The sequence below is a fragment of the Acinetobacter sp. ABJ-A23_2 genome (assembly GCF_044538765.1).
Classification (GTDB): Bacteria; Pseudomonadota; Gammaproteobacteria; order Pseudomonadales; family Moraxellaceae; genus Acinetobacter; species Acinetobacter nosocomialis_A.
Map to the genome: position 1 here is coordinate 60,383 of NZ_JBIUCP010000003.1, position 19,408 is coordinate 79,790.

16 protein-coding genes and 4 tRNA genes are annotated in these 19,408 nt (G+C 40.3%); 10 read left to right on the forward strand and 10 right to left on the reverse strand.

Going from position 1 to position 19,408, the window contains the following annotated elements:
- The first annotated feature begins 111 nt into the window (after positions 1-111).
- Positions 112-2,670, forward strand: a complete 2,559-nt coding sequence (ponA, locus tag ACH63V_RS01955) for a penicillin-binding protein PBP1a (RefSeq protein WP_396462575.1) — start codon at positions 112-114, stop codon at positions 2,668-2,670.
- Positions 2,671-2,687: 17 nt separating this feature from the next.
- On the opposite strand, the gene ACH63V_RS01960 is transcribed toward ponA, so the two are convergent.
- The 9 genes from ACH63V_RS01960 to ACH63V_RS02000 form a co-directional block, all read right to left on the reverse strand.
- On the reverse strand, positions 2,688-3,512 hold the full coding sequence (locus tag ACH63V_RS01960; RefSeq protein ID WP_396462576.1) for a putative RNA methyltransferase: 825 nt from the start codon (positions 3,510-3,512) through the stop codon (positions 2,688-2,690).
- 2 nt (positions 3,513-3,514) lie between these two features.
- Positions 3,515-3,847: a hypothetical protein gene (locus ACH63V_RS01965; protein WP_263614738.1), complete on the reverse strand. Its 333-nt coding sequence runs from the start codon at positions 3,845-3,847 to the stop codon at positions 3,515-3,517.
- A 60-nt stretch (positions 3,848-3,907) separates the two neighbouring features.
- A complete protein-coding gene (gene mraY, locus ACH63V_RS01970; protein WP_396462577.1) occupies positions 3,908-5,026 on the reverse strand; it encodes a phospho-N-acetylmuramoyl-pentapeptide-transferase in 1,119 nt (372 codons plus the stop codon).
- On the reverse strand, positions 5,027-6,427 hold the full coding sequence (gene murF / locus ACH63V_RS01975) for a UDP-N-acetylmuramoyl-tripeptide--D-alanyl-D-alanine ligase (protein WP_396462578.1): 1,401 nt from the start codon (positions 6,425-6,427) through the stop codon (positions 5,027-5,029). It lies immediately after the preceding gene.
- A gap of 8 nt (positions 6,428-6,435) precedes the next feature.
- Positions 6,436-7,935 (reverse strand): UDP-N-acetylmuramoyl-L-alanyl-D-glutamate--2,6-diaminopimelate ligase, encoded by a 1,500-nt coding sequence (locus tag ACH63V_RS01980; RefSeq protein ID WP_396462579.1) that lies wholly within the window; start codon positions 7,933-7,935, stop codon positions 6,436-6,438.
- A gap of 3 nt (positions 7,936-7,938) precedes the next feature.
- Positions 7,939-9,771, reverse strand: a complete 1,833-nt coding sequence (gene ftsI / locus ACH63V_RS01985; protein WP_263614742.1) for a penicillin-binding protein PBP3 — start codon at positions 9,769-9,771, stop codon at positions 7,939-7,941.
- Positions 9,772-9,782: 11 nt separating this feature from the next.
- Positions 9,783-10,115 carry a cell division protein FtsL gene (locus ACH63V_RS01990; RefSeq protein ID WP_396462580.1) on the reverse strand — a complete coding sequence of 111 codons (333 nt, stop codon included), beginning with the start codon at positions 10,113-10,115 and terminating at the stop codon, positions 9,783-9,785.
- Positions 10,115-11,038: a 16S rRNA (cytosine(1402)-N(4))-methyltransferase RsmH gene (gene rsmH, locus ACH63V_RS01995; RefSeq protein ID WP_017398295.1), complete on the reverse strand. Its 924-nt coding sequence runs from the start codon at positions 11,036-11,038 to the stop codon at positions 10,115-10,117. The genes ACH63V_RS01990 and rsmH overlap by 1 nt, the downstream gene beginning before the upstream one ends.
- A gap of 226 nt (positions 11,039-11,264) precedes the next feature.
- Positions 11,265-12,263, reverse strand: coding sequence for a sulfate ABC transporter substrate-binding protein (locus tag ACH63V_RS02000; protein WP_263614743.1), 999 nt, complete (start codon positions 12,261-12,263; stop codon positions 11,265-11,267).
- Between the two features lie 399 nt (positions 12,264-12,662).
- On the opposite strand from ACH63V_RS02000, the gene ACH63V_RS02005 reads away from it, so the two are divergent.
- The 8 genes from ACH63V_RS02005 (at position 12,663) to ACH63V_RS02040 (ending at position 17,747) form a co-directional block, all read left to right on the forward strand.
- Positions 12,663-12,962, forward strand: coding sequence for a DUF4179 domain-containing protein (locus ACH63V_RS02005; RefSeq protein WP_311086534.1), 300 nt, complete (start codon positions 12,663-12,665; stop codon positions 12,960-12,962).
- 117 nt (positions 12,963-13,079) lie between these two features.
- Complete coding sequence (gltX, locus tag ACH63V_RS02010) at positions 13,080-14,588, forward strand: glutamate--tRNA ligase (protein WP_240287612.1); 1,509 nt, start codon at positions 13,080-13,082, stop codon at positions 14,586-14,588.
- A gap of 57 nt (positions 14,589-14,645) precedes the next feature.
- Positions 14,646-14,721 (forward strand) — tRNA-Ala (locus tag ACH63V_RS02015).
- A gap of 25 nt (positions 14,722-14,746) precedes the next feature.
- Positions 14,747-14,822: transfer RNA gene (locus tag ACH63V_RS02020), tRNA-Glu, on the forward strand.
- A gap of 131 nt (positions 14,823-14,953) precedes the next feature.
- Positions 14,954-16,372: an amino acid permease gene (locus ACH63V_RS02025; protein ID WP_396462581.1), complete on the forward strand. Its 1,419-nt coding sequence runs from the start codon at positions 14,954-14,956 to the stop codon at positions 16,370-16,372.
- Between the two features lie 116 nt (positions 16,373-16,488).
- A complete protein-coding gene (locus tag ACH63V_RS02030) occupies positions 16,489-17,373 on the forward strand; it encodes a hypothetical protein (protein ID WP_396462582.1) in 885 nt (294 codons plus the stop codon).
- A gap of 134 nt (positions 17,374-17,507) precedes the next feature.
- Positions 17,508-17,583 (forward strand) — tRNA-Glu (locus ACH63V_RS02035).
- 88 nt (positions 17,584-17,671) lie between these two features.
- A tRNA-Glu gene (locus ACH63V_RS02040) sits at positions 17,672-17,747 on the forward strand.
- Between the two features lie 93 nt (positions 17,748-17,840).
- Here ACH63V_RS02040 and ACH63V_RS02045 read toward each other — a convergent pair.
- Complete coding sequence (locus tag ACH63V_RS02045) at positions 17,841-18,788, reverse strand: hypothetical protein (protein WP_319915099.1); 948 nt, start codon at positions 18,786-18,788, stop codon at positions 17,841-17,843.
- A 273-nt stretch (positions 18,789-19,061) separates the two neighbouring features.
- On the opposite strand from ACH63V_RS02045, the gene ACH63V_RS02050 reads away from it, so the two are divergent.
- Positions 19,062-19,400, forward strand: a complete 339-nt coding sequence (locus ACH63V_RS02050; RefSeq protein WP_002051673.1) for a membrane protein — start codon at positions 19,062-19,064, stop codon at positions 19,398-19,400.
- Positions 19,401-19,408 lie beyond the last annotated feature (8 nt).

Here is a 19,408-nt window from a genome sequence, read left to right on the forward strand (position 1 = left end):
TCTCGGTCTTTATTTTTACACGGATACAATATCTCATCTAACAATCCGCATGTCTAAAGGCTATACTGACCACAATTAGTTTGTATTCGATCTTATTAAAGCTTACTTATCATGAAAAAGCTATCCAGTTTGGGCTTCGTGCGTCCAATTTTTTTGATCATTATTATTATCTTAGTCTCACTTCCGATGGGATTTTATGGCATGTATCTCTATATTGCCCCAACCCTCCCGGAAATGAGTTCACTAAAAAAAGCACCGCTTTTAAAGCCATTGCAAGTCTATACAGCCGACAACCAACTTATTGCTGAGTACGGTGGTAAGCTTTCTATTCCGGTTGAATACAAACAAATTCCTCCTACTTTTATTCATGCCTTCCTAGCAGCAGAAGATTCTTCTTTCTTTGAACACAGTGGCATTAGCTTTAAAGGTTTAGGTCGTGCTTTGAGTGAAAGTGTGACTGGTTCTGATGTGCAAACAGGTGGTTCGACCATCACCATGCAGGTTGCAAAGAACTATTATTTAAGTCCAGAAAGAACATTAAAACGCAAACTAACAGAAATCTTTTTGGCTCGAAAAATTGAGCAAAACTTATCTAAAGAAGACATCTTAAGTCTTTATGTCAATAAGATTTTCTTGGGTAAAAATGCTTACGGTATCGCAGCTGCTGCAAAAATTTACTATAACAAGAGTATTAATGAGCTTAGCATTGCTCAAATGGCTATGATTTCTGGCTTACCGAAAGCACCGTCTAAATACAACCCAGTTGTTAACCCAGAGCGCGCACTTGAACGCCGTAACTGGATTTTAGGCCGCATGTTGCAGCTCGGTTATATTTCTCAAGCAGAATATCAAAAGGCGGTTGCAGAGCCGATTAACTTGAACATGCCTAACCGCGACCTAAATAATATTCACCCATATGCAGGTGAAATGGTTCGTTCAGAGCTTGTAAAACACTTTGGTGAACAAGCAATTGACTCAGGCTATAAAGTTTATACAACTATTAATGCCCAACGTCAGGCTATTGCAGAGAAATCTGTACAAGATGGCTTAGAAGCTTATGACCGTCGTCATGGCTGGCGTGGAGCTGAAGCACATGACAAACCATTAAGCCAATTTAGAGCTTATGCCAACACCTACCCTGCGGAAGTCACCAAGGTAAATAGCAACTCTTTTGAAGCATTAATGCAAGATGGCTCAACAGTTACTGTGCAATGGTCTGGCATGTCATGGGCACGCCCCTATCGCAATGCGAATAGTGTAGGTGGAGCACCTTCACGTGCATCTCAAATTGTTAAAGTGAAAGATATTGTTCGTTTACGACCAAATGATGCCAAGACTGCATGGTCGTTAGTTCAAGTACCAAAAGTTCAAGGCCAGCTTATTGCAATTAACCCAAATGATGGCTCAATTGAAGCCATTGTTGGTGGTTATAATTTCTATCAATCAAAATTTAACCGTGCTTTACAAGGCTGGCGTCAGCCTGGTTCTACGATCAAGCCATTCCTCTATGCTTTAGCGTTAGAGCGTGGTATGACTCCTTACAGCATGGTCAACGATAGTCCAATTACCATTGGTAAATGGACACCGAAGAACTCTGATGGCCGTTATCTAGGTATGATCCCTTTACGCCGTGCTTTGTATTTGTCGCGTAATACGGTATCAGTAAGACTTTTACAAACAGTAGGGATTGAACGTACTCGCCAGTTATTCATGGATTTTGGTTTACAAGAAGATCAAATTCCGCGTAACTACACGATTGCTCTAGGTACACCTCAAGTGTTACCAATTCAAATGGCAACAGGTTATGCAACGTTTGCAAACGGTGGTTACCGTGTTCAACCACATTTCATCCAACGTATTGAGGATGCATACGGCAAAGTTATTTACGAAGCTAAACCAGAATATGCATGTATTCCATGTATTAATGCCCCTGAAACAAAAGGTGATGCGCAGACAACTACACCAGATGATCAAGTTGTTGAAGTTACCAATAAAGAGTTAGAGCAGAAAGAAAAGGCAGCTAAACAGCTTAACCTCAAGCAGACCGATAAAAACAATAGTCAATATCGTCAAGCACAGCGTATTTTAAAATCAAGCTCAGCTTATGATATGGCAAATATCTTACGTGATGTAATTGAGCATGGTACAGGTCGTGCTGCGCTTAAAATTGGTCGTAGTGACTTAGGTGGTAAAACAGGTACAACGAACGATGCAAAAGATGCATGGTTTGCGGGCTTTAATGGCAAGTTAGTTGCGATTACATGGGTCGGCTTTGACCAACCGACGACTCTTGGTCGTCGCGAGTATGGCGGTATTGCGGCATTGCCAATCTGGATTAACTTTATGGACCAATCCCTAAAAGGTACTCCAGCAGCTTGGGTGAGTTTAGATAAAGATGCTCAGGCGCCGATTTCTCGTGACAAACAAGCTGTCGTTACTGAAGTAACAGATAAGAAAACATATCGTGCTGCACCGCCATTAGCACGTCCACTCTATCGTCCTGCACCGCCACAACCGAAAGCTAACACCAATAATGACTTTGATGATTTACCTGGTGAGGAAATTGTAATTCCATCTAAAGCAGCACCTCCAGCAATGAAGCCTTCACAAGGATCAGCGCCGAAACGTGACAAAGATGAATTAGAAAACTTGATTAATCAAATTGAGTAAAAATAAAAAAGCCATCGTTAGATGGCTTTTTTATTACGCTTTTGAAAAAGATATATTTGAAATGATGCTGTTACTTGCAATTGCGATTGTTGTTCTAATTGCATGCGACGCTCTGGAGAGGCCTTATATGCATAGGGGGTCATAGCAATCAGATTCTTTAAAGCTTGTTGGTCAAGTAATAAAGGAGCATCTATAACTTGCTGTTCTTTCAACTCAAATAAGTCTTGTAATTGTTCAACAAACTTTTGCGGTGTGTGCGGATTGACCTGCTCAAACAGTGCTTCACGCATCGCATATAAATGTTCAGTTGCAGGTGTGACAACAATTAAATATCCATCATCTTTTAGCACACGTAAAATTTCTGCTTGCGGAATCGGGCTAAAAAGACTGGTACACACATCCATACTTTGATCGATTACAGGTAAAGTTGCTCCTGTACCCACGACCCAAGTCACTTTGTCATTTAACTTTGCTGCACGTTGTACTGCATTTTTTGCAATATCTACACCTATACACTGCTCAACAACATGCTGCATTGCACTGGTGTAATAACCCTCGCCACAACCAATATCAAGTACATTTTTGGCTTTAAGCTGTTTCAGTAAATCAACTACAGCTTGCTGTAAAGGTTGATAATAGCCACCTTGTAAAAAGGCACGGCGCGCATCTACAGACTCGGGAGTATCCCCCGGATTTTTACTGTGTTTATGCTGTACAACGTGTAAGTTCACATAACCTTGTTTTGCAATGTCATAGCTATGGCCCTGATCACATCGCCAAGTTTTACTTACTAATTCGAGTCTCTGTCGACACACGGGACACATTAAATTTTGCATAGTCACTTCTAATTATTCTCTTGTTCTTTTTGTTGTAAATAAGCCTTTGCTTGCGTACCAACAAAAGTACGGCCCGCATTTGTTCCATTAATCCATTCATCTACTTCAAACAAATCAAATAAACCAATTTTAATTAAAGTCGGAATCGCAATTTTTAATTCCTCTTCAATTTGGCCTCTTTGCCCCGCATTATACAAATCAATGTTATGCAGCATCGTCGCTACTGTTCCAGTTTGTACCTGACTGCCATCTTTAAGTACAACTTGAGGTAACACTTCCCCATCACTAACCACTTTTTGGTTAATTACAGATAATTGGTCTAGCCCAACAACCTTTGTCATTTACCTCTCCAATAAAAAAAGCCAGTAGAAACTGGCTTTATATTGACACCAAAATAAGTTCTAGCGCAATTTTAAGGTCATTAGGCCTAAAACAACTAGCATAATCGTAATAATCCAGAACCGGATAACCACTTGGGTTTCTTTCCAGCCTTGTTTTTCATAGTGATGATGCAATGGTGCCATCAAAAATACGCGCTTATTCCGCATTCGCAACGACCCGATTTGCAAGAAGACCGATACAGCCTCCATCACAAAAACACCACCCATAATCGCAAATACGATTTCTTGGCGTACCATAACGGCAATTGTTCCAAGCATTGCGCCTAGAGCTAAAGCACCCACATCCCCCATAAAGACTTGAGCTGGATGCGCGTTATACCAAAGAAATGCCAAACCCGCACCAATCATCGCAGAACAGATTACAACCAGTTCTGAAGTATATTTAACATATGGAATATGCAAATAATTAGCAAAACGGATATCGCCAGATAAGTAAGCAAATACGCCTAAACCAGAAGCAACCATAACGACTGGCATAATGGCTAAACCATCTAAACCGTCAGTTAAGTTAACTGCATTAGACGCACCGTTAATCACTAAATAAGTAAATACAATAAATGCAAAACCTAAAGGAACAATAGAAAGTGGAATAGAAAGATTCTTAAAGAAAGGAATCAATAAATCCAGCATATTTGCAGTGTGTTCTGCATTAGATTGTTCAGTTGCAATTAAATATAAGGCAATACCAGCACCGAGTGACGCAATAGAAGTCCAGAAGAACTTCTTACGAGCAGGTAAACCAGCATTGTCTTTATAGCGAATTTTAATCCAGTCATCTGCCCAGCCAACTGCGCCGAATACAACCATTACACCAAGCACAATCCAAACATAAGGGTTAGATAAATCAGCCCATAACAAAGTACTAATACCGATTGAAAGTAGGATTAAGATCCCACCCATCGTCGGTGTACCCATTTTTTTAGCATGATTTTCAGGAGCAAATGAACTTACTGCCTGACCGTATTTTAACGCCTGTAATTTACGAATCATGATCGGCCCGAGAACCAAACCAATGGTCAGTGAGGTTAATACACTGAGTAAAGAACGTAATGTTAAATAACGAACGACCTGAAACGAACTGTGATAGCCCGCAAGGTGTTCAAACAACCATAACAGCATTTAAAGTTTCTCCATCAAATCAGCCATCAACGTTTCCATATGAGTAAAGCGAGAACCTTTAAACAGGAAACTCATGGACTGTGGTTGATGTGTTTGGATTAGATTGATTAAAAATGGAAGCGCCTCAGCTTGAGTCTGAAATGCTTTCAATTTATTAGAATGAAGGCCTGCACCTTCGAGAGCTGCTGAGGCAAACTGCCCCACTGCAATAATATGGTCTAAAGGAAGCTCGGCGAGGTCGCGACCTAAATCGTGATGTTCTTGCCAACTGCTATCGCCTAACTCGCCAATATCCCCCATCACCATGACTTTAATGCCATTTTGTTGAAGTAATACTTGTGCCGCAGCACGCATGGACGTTGGATTAGCGTTATAAGTGTCATCAATAAACAAGTAAGGCGCTTTTTGAATAAAGTTCAAACGACCTTTCGCACCTTGCGCTTGCTCTAAACCTTTTACAATATCTTCTAAGCTAATCCCTAGCGCTAGAGCAAACGCTACGGCTGCCGTTGCATTTTGTACATTATGCTCACCAGCAAATGGCAATCTTACAAAGCTAGAACCTTGAGGCGTATGTAACTGAAAATTGACAGACTGTGGCAATAATTCAATATCTGTAGCAAAGACGTCACCACCTGTACCAAAGGTAGAGATTTGATGATCTTTCGCTGCTTCACGAATCTCGGTAGTGAAGTCATCTTGTTGCGGAACAATAGCAACGCCCTGAGGCAAAATATGACGATAAATTTCCGATTTAGCACGACAAATGCCATCACGCCCGCCGAACTCACCCAAATGAGCAGTTCCAATATTTAAAATGCCAGCGACGTGTGGCTGAACAAGTTTTGATGTGTAATCAATTTCACCTTGATGACTTGCGCCAAGTTCCATCACTGCATACTGATGCGCCTTACGAAGCTCGAGCAGCATCATCGGCACGCCTAGGTCATTATTTAAGTTGCCTCGGGTAATGAGTGTGGGTGCTAAACGAGACAGTATGCTTCCTAGCATTTCTTTGGTGGTGGTTTTGCCACTACTGCCTGTTAAAGCAATCACTTTCAATTGAGCATTTTGTTCGCGGCGATAAGCACCTAATTGCCCCAAAGCCAAACGAGTATCAGCAACCACAAGCTGAGCAATATCAACATCTAATGGACGTTCAACAATAGCGATTTGACAACCATTTGCTGCAACTTGTGCAACGAAATCATGTGCATCGAAACGCTCACCTTTTAGTGCTAAAAAGGCGTCCCCACTTTCTGCATGACGTGAGTCAGTCAAAATACGTTTAATTTCAGTTTGAGGGATCTGGTCTTTATGCCAGTAACCCTGCGTTGCCTGTTGTAATTGTTGAGCTGTCCACGGTTCCAAAGGCACGGTACTGGTGGTTGAAGTATGCATAATTTTTCCTATTGTGCAGGGTAAGCAGCATCTACCGTATGATGTTGTGCATCAATCGCAGAACGCACTTCAACCACATCATCAAACCAGTGACGCACACCATTAATTTCTTGATAATTTTCATGTCCTTTACCGGCAATCACCACAATGTCACCAGCTTGAGCTTGCTCTGCAACAAATTTAATGGCTTCACGTCGGTCATGAATTTCATGCATACGATGCCCTGAAAAATCGATTCCTTGCTTCATGTCAGCAAAAATCTGTTCAGGGTCTTCTGTTCTTGGGTTATCTGAAGTCAAAATAACCGGATTTGCGCCATCTAAAGCAGCTTGGGTCATGAGTGGACGCTTACCACGATCACGATCACCACCACATCCAAATACTGCCCAAAGCTCATTAGAAACATGACGCTTTAATGTTTTAAGCACTTGAATCAATGCATCTGGCGTATGAGCATAATCGACTACAAATAGTCGCTCATCATCACGAATGACTTGCATTCGGCCTGGGGCACCAACTAGTTTAGGAACAAAATCAACTAATGCTTGTAAATCGAAACCAGCTTGCTCAGCAGCTATGAGTGCAGCAATCAAATTTTCAACATTGAAATGACCTAATAGCGGACTTTCTACCGCAAATGAACCTTGCAGCCCCATCAAATTAAAGGTTGCACCTGCCAAGCTATAACTTAAATCGGTAATGTAATAATCAGCTGTATTTTGAGTAAGCGAATAAGTCAAAATTTTAGGTTGTGCTGGATTATTCTGTGCAGACTTAATCATTAAATCTGCATGAGCATCATCTAGATTAATCACAGCAACTTTTAACGAATTAAACTGGAACAAACGAGCCTTTGCTTCTGCATAAGCTTCTAGGGTGCCATGATAATCGAGGTGGTCACGACTTAAATTACTATAAACAGCAATTTCAATATCACAACCATTTAGTCGGCCCTGCTCAAGACCATGTGAACTCGCTTCTAAAGAAGCAAAAGTTGCACCCTGCTTAGCATAAGCATGTAATTCATTTTGTAATTGTAGAGCATCAAGAGTGGTATGCGTAGAAGGTGTCAAGTCCGGTAAAATACCATTACCAGTCGTCCCCATCACTGCACAGCGCTGCTGTTGTGAACTAATTAACTCAGCAATTAAGCGAGAAATAGTCGTTTTACCATTCGTTCCTGTTACAGCAATAATCCGTAATGGTTTAACTGTATCAGTCTGTTGTAAATAACGTTTTTGCCACTCACCCATGCGCTGGCGCACATCAGGACATACCCACTCATTTGCCACACCTAATTCGGTTTCACTAATAACAGCGAGCGCTCCATTTGCTAAAGCTGCTTCAGCAAATGTACGTGTTTTTTCAGGTTGGCTATAACTGGTCAAAGCAATAAAAATTTGGCCTGTTTCGATTTTACGACTATCTAAACCAAAGCCATGAAATGGCTGGTGAGGCCATTGAGCATCAATCTCGATTGGATTAATTTCTTGAAAAGAAACAGTCATAGCTTACCTGCGAGTAGGATTCTGTGGAGTATTAAGTGGCTTATCAAGCGGCACGTTCATTAAACGTAGCGACTCTTGCATAATACGAGCAAAAACTGGGGCAGCAACCAAACCACCGTAATAACGACCTTGTGGATTTTCCACAACCACAATAACAGCTAGACGCGGATCACTGATTGGTGCAACGCCGGCAAATAAAGCACGATATTCACTATTTGAGTAACCCTTACCATCAGCACGCAATTTATGAGCGGTACCTGTTTTACCACCTACTCGATAGCCTGGAATATTGGCTTGTGTCGCTGTACCACCCGGCATAGTCACTTGCTCAAGCATTAACAAGACTTGATCAGCAATTTTCGGATTAAGAACCTGCTCACCCTTAGGTGCCTGATCTAATTTATGCAAGCTTAATGGCATTTTTACGCCATGATTTGCAAGCATGGCATAGCCTTGAGCCAATTGAAGGATAGTTGCGTTTAGACCATAACCATAAGCCATAGTACCAATTTGAGAAGAGTTTAATTTACTTACAGGAAGTACTAAACCAGAACTTTCCCCTGGGAACTTCACAGCAGAACGCTTACCAAAACCAACACGATTAAAGAAGGTCGGCAATGTCTCTTTTGGAAGTGATAATGCAATTTTTGCAGAACCCACGTTTGAAGACTTAATAATGACGCCTGTTACGGTCAAAGTCCCGTAGTTATGGGTATCACGAATGGTATGCCAACCTAAACGCATTGAACCAGGTGAGGTATTTACAATGGTATTTGGTGTGTATTGACCCGTTTCTAAAGCAGCAGAAATTGTGAATGGCTTCATGGTTGAACCTGGCTCGAACATATCGATCGCACCACGGTTACGCATAGCATCTTTATTAGACAAGCCATTCTTATCATTCGGGTTATAAGATGGCCAACTGGTCATAGCCAAAATTTCACCCGTTTTAACATCAACCGCAATAGCCGTTGCTGAACGTGCATTATTCGCGACACCAGCAGCCGTCAATTCACGGTACATAATGTACTGTAAGCGAGAGTCGATACTTAAAGTGATATTCTCACCCGGCTCACCCTCACGGATTACTTCAGAAACTTTTAAACGGTTACCGCGCTTATCACGAATAATTTTTTGTTCGCCATCTACACCGGAAAGTTGTTTATTCAACTGCATTTCCAAGCCTTCAACCCCCTGACCCTCACTGTTGGTCAAGCCAATAATTTGAGCATTTGGCTGTGGTTGCGGATAATAACGTTTATAAGTTTTTTCTGCGTAAACCCCTTGGAAGTTACCTTTCATAATGAGGTCGGCTTGTTGCGGTGGTACTTCTTTCTTCAAAACCAAATAGCGAGAACGCGGACGTGCATTCATCTGTTTTTTAAGATCAGCACGGTCAACACCGACCACATCGGCAAGCTCATCTAGGTTTAAATTTTTATCTGGTAACTGGCGTTTTAATTTACGATTCTTCGGATCTTGTTTTAGTTCAGCTGTAATTTGATCGTATAAATGTTTGGTTTCAAAATAATCACGTGGGTCCATCACAATTTTCATGATTGGACTACTAATCGCTAAAGGTACACCGTGACGATCACTAATCACACCACGCATGGCTTCTACACGTTCAGTACGCAAAATATTGGCATTGGCCTTATTTTGTAAAAAGTCCTTATTAATAATTTGAACGTAAAATGCACGTGCAATTAATACCACAAAACACAGTAGCACCACTGCCCAGAGCAGATAAAACCGCCACATATCAAAGGCAAGACTTGGTTTTTCCGAAATAGACTGCTGTTTTTTTCGTGTTTGCTTTGTTCGCTTATCTACCATACAGCAAGGCCTTACTTATTTTGCTCTGAGGTCATCGGTAAAGAAATTACCACCGTTTCTGCAGCCGGTGGCGAAAACATTCGTAATTGTGTCACAGCACGTGTACCAATTTGAGCAGTCGCACCAAATGTTTGTTGCTCAATCAATAAACGTCCCCATTCAGCATTGAGGTCGTCACGTTCACGCATATAAGAGCTTAACTCTCTATAATCATGACGGTATTCAAATACCTGTAATACCACCATCATGGCACTGATAAAAACCAATGCCACCATGACTGTATATACCACAACTTTTTTGACCACTTTATTTTCTGTGGTTTCGATTTCATCACTGCTTTTCATTACGCGCCTTTTTGTTCCAAGCGTTCAGCAACCCGAAGCCATGCACTACGTGAACGTGGGTTCGCTTTTACTTCTTCTTCACTCGCACGAACCCGTGAAATTTTCTTTAATCTTCTCGTATCAATCTGTTGTTGAGGCATGCCCCAACCAGAGTCCTCTGCAAGCGTTGATTCTTTTTGAATAAACTGTTTGATCAACCGGTCTTCAAGCGAATGGAAGCTGATCACAGACAAACGTCCTTTTGGTTTAAGCAAGTCTACAGCTTGCGGCAAAAACACTTCAATATCATCTAGTTCTTTGTTAATAGCAATACGAATTGCCTGAAAAGTACGCGTAGCCGGATGCTTATGTTTTTCCCATTTTGGGTGGGCTGTTTTTACAAGTTCAGCCAATTGTGCTGTCGTATCTAATTTTCCAGCCTGTTTAATTGCTTTAGCAATACGTCGACTATATCGTTCTTCACCATATTGATAAATGATATTCGCCAACTGCTCCTCTTCAATTTCAAGCAACCACTCGGCAGCCGTCAATCCTTTAGAGTTATCCATACGCATGTCCAAAGGACCATCTTGCATAAAACTAAAGCCGCGTTCAGCTTGATCTAATTGAGGAGAAGACACACCTAAGTCTGCCATAATTCCATCGACACTTTGCACCCCAATTTCCTGCATTTTTTCTTTAATTTCAGCAAAACTTGCATGAATAATGGTAAATCTTGGGTCTTCTTGTGCTAAAGCAGCCGCAACTTCCAGAGCTTGAGGGTCTTTATCAAAGGCATATACTCGGGCATTTTCATCGAGTTTAGACAATAATAAGCGCGTATGCCCGCCCCGTCCAAAGGTTGCATCGATATACACCCCAGTTGTGCGATCTGCCAATAAGCTTTCAACGGTCTCAAAAAGTAAGACAGAAATATGCGACATAGGAGTTAAATCATAGCGTAAAAATGTAACTGCACATTATCACCTTGTTTATGATGAACACCAAACGGCTTTTTGTAGGAAAATATTAATTTTTCATAGAGAAAACCGTTTTCTTTGCATTTTTTAAGCAAAATAAAAAAGCAAGCTTACCTTTTCAGGTTTACTTGCTTCAATATTAAAAGTTTAAGTAATTTTTAAACGGCTACTCTAAATATATTTATCTCTACTATTTCCCTTCATAAATCTGATCGAAGATGGCTCCATTGGCAAAGTGAGTTTGCTGAGCTTTTGCCCACCCACCAAAAACATCGTTAATCGTAAATAATTTAATTTTTGGAAATTGTGCTGCATATTTTGCAGCGACCTGAGGATTACGTGGACGGAAATAATGTTTAGCGGCCAACTCTTGTCCTAAAGGTGAATATAAGAAGTTGAGATAGCCTTTAGCTAAAGTACGGTTACCGTCCTTGTCGACTGTTTTATCTACAATCGCAACAGAAGGCTCTGCCAAAATTGAAATGGATGGATAAACAATTTCATATTTATCTTTATCAAGCCCTTTAGTTGCCAATAATGCTTCATTCTCCCAAGAGAGTAGAACGTCTCCAATTCCACGCTCAGCAAATGTAGTCAGCGAACCACGTGCCCCAGAATCTAGCACTTTGACATTGTGATAAAGTTTTTTAACCAGCTCTTTTGCTTTGGCATCATTTCCACCCGGCTGTTTTAAAGCATATCCCCATGCAGAAAGATAAATCCAGCGCGGTGCTCCCCCCGTTTTCGGATTAGGCGTAATAATTTCAACACCAGGTTTAGTTAAGTCATTCCAATCACGAATATTTTTTGGATTACCTTTCCTAACCAGAAAAACAACTGTGGAGGTATAGGGCGCAGAGTTATTAGGAAACTCTTTTTGCCAGTTCGGCTGGATATATCCGGCTTTAACAATTTCATCAATATCATTCGCTAAAGCCAAAGTCACCACATCTGCTTGAAGGCCTGTCGCTACAGCTCGAGCCTGTTTCCCAGAGCCACCATGGGATTGTTTAAAATCAACGTCCTGACCTGTACGTTGTTTCCAGAACTTTCCAAAAGCCTGATTATATTCTTGATAAAATTCGCGAGTTGGATCATAAGAAACATTTAAAAATGTAGTCGCAGCCTGTACTGCACTTACGGCTAACCCCATATATGTAGCGACCGCAATTATTGCTATTCTTTTCATTTATAAAAACCAATTTCATTTTTAAACTATACTATATTTTTATGTTTTCATTTTTCCATCAAATACTTATAACAATTCAAGGTTTACTAATCACTTTAAATGATATAAATTTTGCTTAGTTTTTATTCATAATTTCGAAAAGTTTTGTAATTATTCTTATAGTTTATTTATAGTCTTCACTTTATCTACACATTAATTTGTTAAATAATGAGACGTAATGGATACAGATAGGCTACATTTGAAAGATACCAAGGTGAAATAAAGGTGTTTTTTGTAAAAAGTGTGACATAGTTCTACTTTTTTATTAAAATTTATGTTTGAATCGTAGCGTTACCGTAATTTACATTTGGTTAAACTCAAAAAATAGACGAAATGTACGTACTGAGGGGATGAGTAAAAATGAAAACTAAGTATGGAAAAGCTTTGAGTTTGGGTTTGGTGCTCAGTTTTGCATCACAATTATCTGTTGCCGCAGCACTCAAAGATACACCGAGCAAAGGCGTTTCCGACCGTCAGTCTTCGCTTATTGAAAAAGCGCTAGACCAACAAAAACGCAATACTATAGCCTTACCATCTACAGATGATGAGCTAAAAGTACTTAACACTATTCGTGTGACACCTACTCAAAATTTTCTTGCTGCACAGCATGAACGTTTTTCACGTTTTGTTCAGGCAATTTTCCAGCCACATACTTCTTAATATTTGAAACGGCCCCTCATCGTTTCAAATTAAGCCCAGTCTGCCGTTAAATAAAAACGTCAGAATACTGGGCTTTTTCGTTATAATAGTTTCAATTTTTATTTTGACCCATTATCTATGAAAGTTCGTACTCGTATTGCACCTTCTCCTACTGGTTTCCCTCATGTTGGTACTGCCTACATTGCCTTATTCAACATGTGTTTTGCGAAACAACATGGTGGGGAATTTATTTTAAGAATTGAAGATACAGACCAACTTCGCTCTACACCAGAATCTGAAAAAATGATTTTAGATTCTTTACGTTGGTTAGGTTTAAACTGGTCTGAAGGTCCAGATGTGGGTGGTCCTCACGCGCCTTATCGCCAATCAGAGCGCATGGGAATTTATAAGCAATACGCGTTAGAACTTGTTGAAAAAGGTCATGCTTTTTACTGTTTCGCGACAGCAGAAGAACTAGATCAAATGCGTGCTGAACAGCAAGCACGTGGTGAAACACCAAAATATGATGGCCGTGGCTTAAAGCTTTCTCAAGAAGAAGTCACTCGCCGTCTTGAAGCGGGTGAACCTCATGTCATTCGTATGAAAGTACCAGAAGAAGGTGTATGTAAATTTAACGACTTACTCCGTGGGGAAGTAGAAATTCCTTGGGCACAAGTCGACATGCAAGTCCTTCTTAAAACAGATGGTTTACCAACTTACCATTTAGCCAATGTTGTTGATGACCATTTAATGGAAATCACGCATGTATTACGTGGTGAAGAATGGCTTCCATCTGCACCGAAGCATCAGTTGCTTTACCAATACTTTGGCTGGGAAATGCCAACGCTTTGCCACATGCCATTATTACGTAACCCAGATAAATCAAAATTATCTAAACGTAAAAACCCAACATCAATTAACTACTACCGCGATATCGGTGTTCTACCAGAAGCCTTACTCAACTATTTAGGCCGTATGGGCTGGTCAATGCCAGATGAGCGTGAAGTATTTACTCTTCAAGACATGATGGATCACTTTGATATTCAACGTGTATCTTTGGGTGGTCCGATTTTTGATGTCGAAAAACTCAATTGGTTAAATGGCCAATGGATTAAAGGCTTAACACCAAGCCAACTATTAGACCGTTTACTTACTTGGAAAAGTGATCGCAGCACTTTAGAAGACATTGCTGCCGCTATTCAACCACGTATTAATTTACTTTCTGAAGCTGTGAATTGGGCTGGTTTTTACTTTAATCATATGCCACAAATTACAGCCGAAATGTTTGAAAGTAAAAAATTGACTCAAGAACAAGTTCGTCAAAGCTTACAATTTGCAATTTGGCGTCTTGAAGGTCAATTTACTTGGAATAATGACACGGTTAGCCAAACCTTAATGGACTTGGCAAATCAGATGGGTATTAAATTACGTGACTTTATGCCAGCGTTCTTTATTGCAATTGCCGGCTCAACCAGTTCTACACCAGTGATGCAATCAATGGTTACGATTGGTCCTGATTTAACCTTTGCTCGTTTACGACATGCATTAGAAATTGTGGGTGCACCGAGCAAAAAAGAGGTAAAAATCTGGGAAAAACTCAATGAAAGCTTAAAATTGCCGAAAAATGAAGCAACTAGCGAAGCTTAATTCATTTTTTTGTTGACGTGTGGGCGCATTCACCCTAATATTGCGCTCACACAAACTGGGGCCATAGCTCAGTTGGTAGAGCGCTACAATGGCATTGTAGAGGTCAGCGGTTCGATCCCGCTTGGCTCCACCAAGATCCTTTGTGTTTGCCTCATCAAGTCCCTATCGTCTAGAGGCCTAGGACATCGCCCTTTCACGGCGGTAACCGGGGTTCGAATCCCCGTAGGGACGCCATTTTCTTTTTGAAAAATTCATTTTAAAGACTCTTTCGTCACCTTCCTGTCTATTCTTTGACACCTTCTTGATTGCACATTTGTCTATTTTATCTAAAATAGCGTCTTTCTCAAATTCTCTCAATGTGTAATATGCAGCCATCTGACAATCAACTAGATGCTCAGCATCAGAACAGTACTGCACCTTTAAAAAGAGCCATGAGTACTCGCCACCTTGTGATGTTATCGCTAGGGGGAGCAATCGGTACTGGTTTATTTTTAGGTTCAGGGGAAGTCATTTCACAAACTGGACCTATTGGCGCAATTATTGCCTACATTCTTGGGGGTGCGATTGCTTACATGGTTATGCTCTGTTTAGGCGAGCTGGCTGTCCATATGCCTGTTTCTGGCTCTTTTGGTGCATATGCGCAAAAGTACATTAGCCCAAGTACAGGTTACATGATTTCATGGATGTACTGGCTAACATGGACAGCAACGCTAGGAACGGAGTTTACCGCTGCTGCTCTACTTATGCAGGAATGGTTTCCACAAATTTCAATGTGGATCTGGACACTTATTTTTGCAGTAACTATTTTTGGACTAAATATTAGTTCAACTCGAGTATTCGCTGAGTCAGAGTTCTGGCTGGCACTGGTTAAGGTCGTTACCGTTATTGCCTTTATTGTGCTTGGGTTATTAGCCATTTTTGGTTTAATTCCTTTTCATGGCGCTCAAACTGCGCCTCTGTTTAGTAATTTAACTGCCCAAGGCTGGCTCCCACACGGTTTCCTCCCTATCTTTACAACCATGCTGATTGTGAATTTCGCGTTCTCTGGAACAGAACTGATTGGTGTGGCTGCTGGTGAAACGAAAGATCCTGCACAGAACGTCCCTAAAGCGATTAATGCTGCAATCTGGCGTCTTCTTATCTTCTTTGTAGGCACCATTATTGTGATTAGCGCATTACTTCCTTTCCAGCTTGCAGGCTTAAGCAGTGAAAGTGTAAGTAGCAGTCCTTTCGTTACTGTATTTAATTACATCGGGATTCCATATGCTGATGACATCATTCGTTTTGTAATTATTACGGCACTGCTCTCAGCTGCAAATTCAGGTTTGTATGCAGCTTCACGTATGATGTGGTCTTTATCAGAGCAAAAACTCCTTCCAAGTGTATTTGCCACACTTTCAAAAAGTGGAACACCTATTGTGGCTCTGGTTGTTACCATGTTTGGCGCAATCCCAGGTTTGTTATCGGAACAGTTTGCACCTGAAACCATCTTTAAAAACTTACTCGGTGTTGCAGCTTTTACCATGGTTATTGTCTGGATGAGTATTTGTTTAAGTCAGTTCAATTTCCGCCGCCAATGGTATAGATCAGGTCATACAGTTAAAGATTTAAAATATGCGGCACCACTATTCCCTATCGTTCCAATTTTAGGTTTTCTTTTCTGCTTTATTACCTGTTTAAGTATGGCAGCTGACCCTCAAATGCGAGCAGGTTTTGTAGGTTGCTTAATTTTTACTGCTTTATGCTATGTAAGTTACTTTATTTTTTATCGCGACAAAGCTTAAGTGCTTGTAATTAAAAAGTGTAGCAAAAAGCTACACTTTTTTTTGCCTAGATACTGGCTTTATAGAATCTACCGTTGTAGATTAAAATTTATATTAAAAACAATTCTTTGCCTACAATGAAAATTATATTTATCCATGGGATGAATCAACAGAATTACACCGCACATCGTTTAAAGGAGCATTGGCTAAAAGTATTTAAACTGGGCTTAAAACAATTACATTGTAGAGTTAATTTAAGAGATCTACATATACATATGCCATTTTATGGCGATTTAATGACGAAATATCAATTATCCAATCAATTAGACCTAAACACCTTACTTCCAAAATCTTTTAACTTTCATTTACCTATCCATTTAAACCAGCAAGCCTCTACACCTAAGGAGCATACTCCTTTTGTACCCCATCTCCCCCTTTCTCCTGATCAACCTGCAGAAAGCTTATCAGAACGCTTATATCTGACTTCACAGTTAGTAAAAGATCGTGTTCTTAAAGAAATGGTGGTTCTTTTAAATAATTTTCCCAAACTACATGAGAGTTTAATTCAACAATTCTTGATTGAAACTTACATGTACTTATCTAATCCTGATTTTATGTACGAAGTTCACCAAAGAATTTTAAAACAAATGCATGATGATGAAGAGTGCATTGTAGTCGCACACTCTTTGGGCTCTGTGATCGCATTTCACTTGTTATCAGATCCGGCTTATCATTTTTCAGTACAACGCTTTGTTACCTTGGCTTCACCACTTTCTTTTCGGGTGATCCAAAGTAAACTTCCCATTCCGATTGAACGACCAAAATGCCTCAATGGTGATTGGTATAATTTCTACTCAAAAGATGATTTTTTAACTGCTTTCCCGTTAAGTGAAGCACCTTTTGATTTTACCCCGCCCATCATTAATCAAGAAATTTTTACTTTTGCTAACCAGCCCCATGAAATTGTGGGTTACTTACAGCATCACGAAGTTATCAAAGCCATTATCGAACCTTTTCAATAAAAATTAGCCATAAATGACTATATTTTCTACAATTTGAGTTATTTTTAAGCGCTTGACTGTTTTTTTTAATATTTCTTCAGAAAACTATTTGACACTTTTATTAAATCGACCTAATATACGCCCACCTCTTAAACGTCCCTATCGTCTAGAGGCCTAGGACATCGCCCTTTCACGGCGGTAACCGGGGTTCGAATCCCCGTAGGGACGCCACTAAATTTGAGGAAAAGCAAAGATTAATTATCTTTTCCGAGAATTTAGGCAAGCAGTTTACTGCGCGCAGATAACTAGCCTCATATAAGTCCCTATCGTCTAGAGGCCTAGGACATCGCCCTTTCACGGCGGTAACCGGGGTTCGAATCCCCGTAGGGACGCCAAATTCTAAAAAGCCACTGCATAACGACAGTGGCTTTTTTCTTATCTAGACAATAAAAAAAGCTGATCATCAATCAGCTTCTCATGAAGATAATTTAATTCGCAATTCCAACCTGAACTTCAAGACGACCTGATTGAACACGCAGACCTTTTATTTCAAATTGATCTACCAGTTGCTGCACAAGCTCACGGCTTTCTCTCAAAATATTGAGCCCCGGTAAAATACTAAAATCTGTCAAGCTTAAAAGTTTTTCTACCATCCATGAACGGTTGTTAATGAAGTCAATAAATCCTGCCTGTTCAAGATCAATAAACCACATACGATGACCATCACGCTGAATGCCTGGAATATCACGAATCAAATGATTAATCAGCGATGGTATAGGCAACATATTAATGACTTCAAAACCGACTCGCCCAATTCGACGGACTGCCCAATTCGACAATGTTCCACCATGACGAATTTGCACATCTAGGCTCTCATCCATTTGGCGTAAGCGTAAGAATTTTTCTTGCCCAATTCGACATTCCAACACACGGAAATCTAAACTCAGCCGATACAGGAAACGGTGATAGTGTCCATCGATTTCAACCTGAAACCGATCATTGCCACATTGAACTTTAATATCATCAATTTCTGACCGATCTATTCGCTTACGAATTTGGCTGTTCAACAGCATTTCAGGCAAATATAAATTCAGCGTACTCTTACCTAGAAAAGTACGGGCCATAATTAACGCAACCTGACGCGCAGTTTCACTGGTTTCAGACACCATATCTCTAACAGTTCCTGCTGCCAGATTGGTCATGCCAACGACTCCACGCTTTGTATGAGTTGTTACATGGTCTAAAGCATCTAAGGCTGCATCTGCAACTTCTGCAAGATTACGTGTCGTATCACTAGCAAATCCGACGGCATCATGAGCATGTTGCAAGGTCTTATGCAGCAAACGGCGTGAGAATGACAGTTTTATAGGGTCAGGGTTCCCTGAAACTGTTGATGTCGTTATAGGCTTCGACTTATTGTCATCTTCTTGACCCAAGTCCCTCTCCTTTTTATATTTCTTTCGCATCCTATTAATCAGCTTTTCAGCTCATTTCCAGTGTTGAACACACTTGGTTTTTATCTAGATTAGCATGCTCTACAGTATTATTTTAACTTTTATGTGTACGCATAAATCATCATTTTTTTATATATGCTTGTTTCAAAAAAGTATTTTATATCTAATCATCACCTCACTTTTCTAAAGCCCTACAAATTTTTTCCTTTCTCTGCATTTCCGTTAGAATAGATTCAAATTTAATGTGGAGCTGTCATGCAATATCGTTGCCCTCAATGTCAAAGTGTTAAAATTATGCCTGTAAGCCAAGGCGTTAACAGTGCCAAGCCTGTTGTGCCTAAGAGCTTAGTGATTTTAGTTCCTGCCATTTTTGTACTATTACTCTTGGTTGTGATTAGTATTTTTATGTGGATTTTTGGCAATGGTGCAGGCACTTCTCTACAAATTGCAACGGTCGTTGTTTTTGTTGTGACTCTAGGGGCGGGTTTTATGTTCTGGCGTGATTTGCCAGACTTTAAATTGTCTATGCAAGCATTTATGCAGTCACAAAAACACTGGAAATGTCGTGACTGCAATCACGAATGGGAAATTTAAAAAGTATT

What these genes read in the sequence shown, in the direction of transcription:
- rsmH (WP_017398295.1), bottom strand. Translation starts at nt 11,038, where the DNA reads ATGTCGCATATTTCTGTCTTACTTTTTGAGACCGTTGAAAGCTTATTG.
- ACH63V_RS02025 (WP_396462581.1), top strand. Translation starts at nt 14,954, where the DNA reads ATGCAGCCATCTGACAATCAACTAGATGCTCAGCATCAGAACAGTACT.
- gltX (WP_240287612.1), top strand. Translation starts at nt 13,080, where the DNA reads ATGAAAGTTCGTACTCGTATTGCACCTTCTCCTACTGGTTTCCCTCAT.
- ACH63V_RS02000 (WP_263614743.1), bottom strand. Translation starts at nt 12,263, where the DNA reads ATGAAAAGAATAGCAATAATTGCGGTCGCTACATATATGGGGTTAGCC.
- ACH63V_RS01965 (WP_263614738.1), bottom strand. Translation starts at nt 3,847, where the DNA reads ATGACAAAGGTTGTTGGGCTAGACCAATTATCTGTAATTAACCAAAAA.
- mraY (WP_396462577.1), bottom strand. Translation starts at nt 5,026, where the DNA reads ATGCTGTTATGGTTGTTTGAACACCTTGCGGGCTATCACAGTTCGTTT.
- ACH63V_RS01980 (WP_396462579.1), bottom strand. Translation starts at nt 7,935, where the DNA reads ATGACTGTTTCTTTTCAAGAAATTAATCCAATCGAGATTGATGCTCAA.
- ACH63V_RS02050 (WP_002051673.1), top strand. Translation starts at nt 19,062, where the DNA reads ATGCAATATCGTTGCCCTCAATGTCAAAGTGTTAAAATTATGCCTGTA.
- ACH63V_RS02030 (WP_396462582.1), top strand. Translation starts at nt 16,489, where the DNA reads ATGAAAATTATATTTATCCATGGGATGAATCAACAGAATTACACCGCA.
- ftsI (WP_263614742.1), bottom strand. Translation starts at nt 9,771, where the DNA reads ATGGTAGATAAGCGAACAAAGCAAACACGAAAAAAACAGCAGTCTATT.
- ACH63V_RS02005 (WP_311086534.1), top strand. Translation starts at nt 12,663, where the DNA reads ATGAAAACTAAGTATGGAAAAGCTTTGAGTTTGGGTTTGGTGCTCAGT.
- ponA (WP_396462575.1), top strand. Translation starts at nt 112, where the DNA reads ATGAAAAAGCTATCCAGTTTGGGCTTCGTGCGTCCAATTTTTTTGATC.
- ACH63V_RS01990 (WP_396462580.1), bottom strand. Translation starts at nt 10,115, where the DNA reads ATGAAAAGCAGTGATGAAATCGAAACCACAGAAAATAAAGTGGTCAAA.
- murF (WP_396462578.1), bottom strand. Translation starts at nt 6,427, where the DNA reads ATGCATACTTCAACCACCAGTACCGTGCCTTTGGAACCGTGGACAGCT.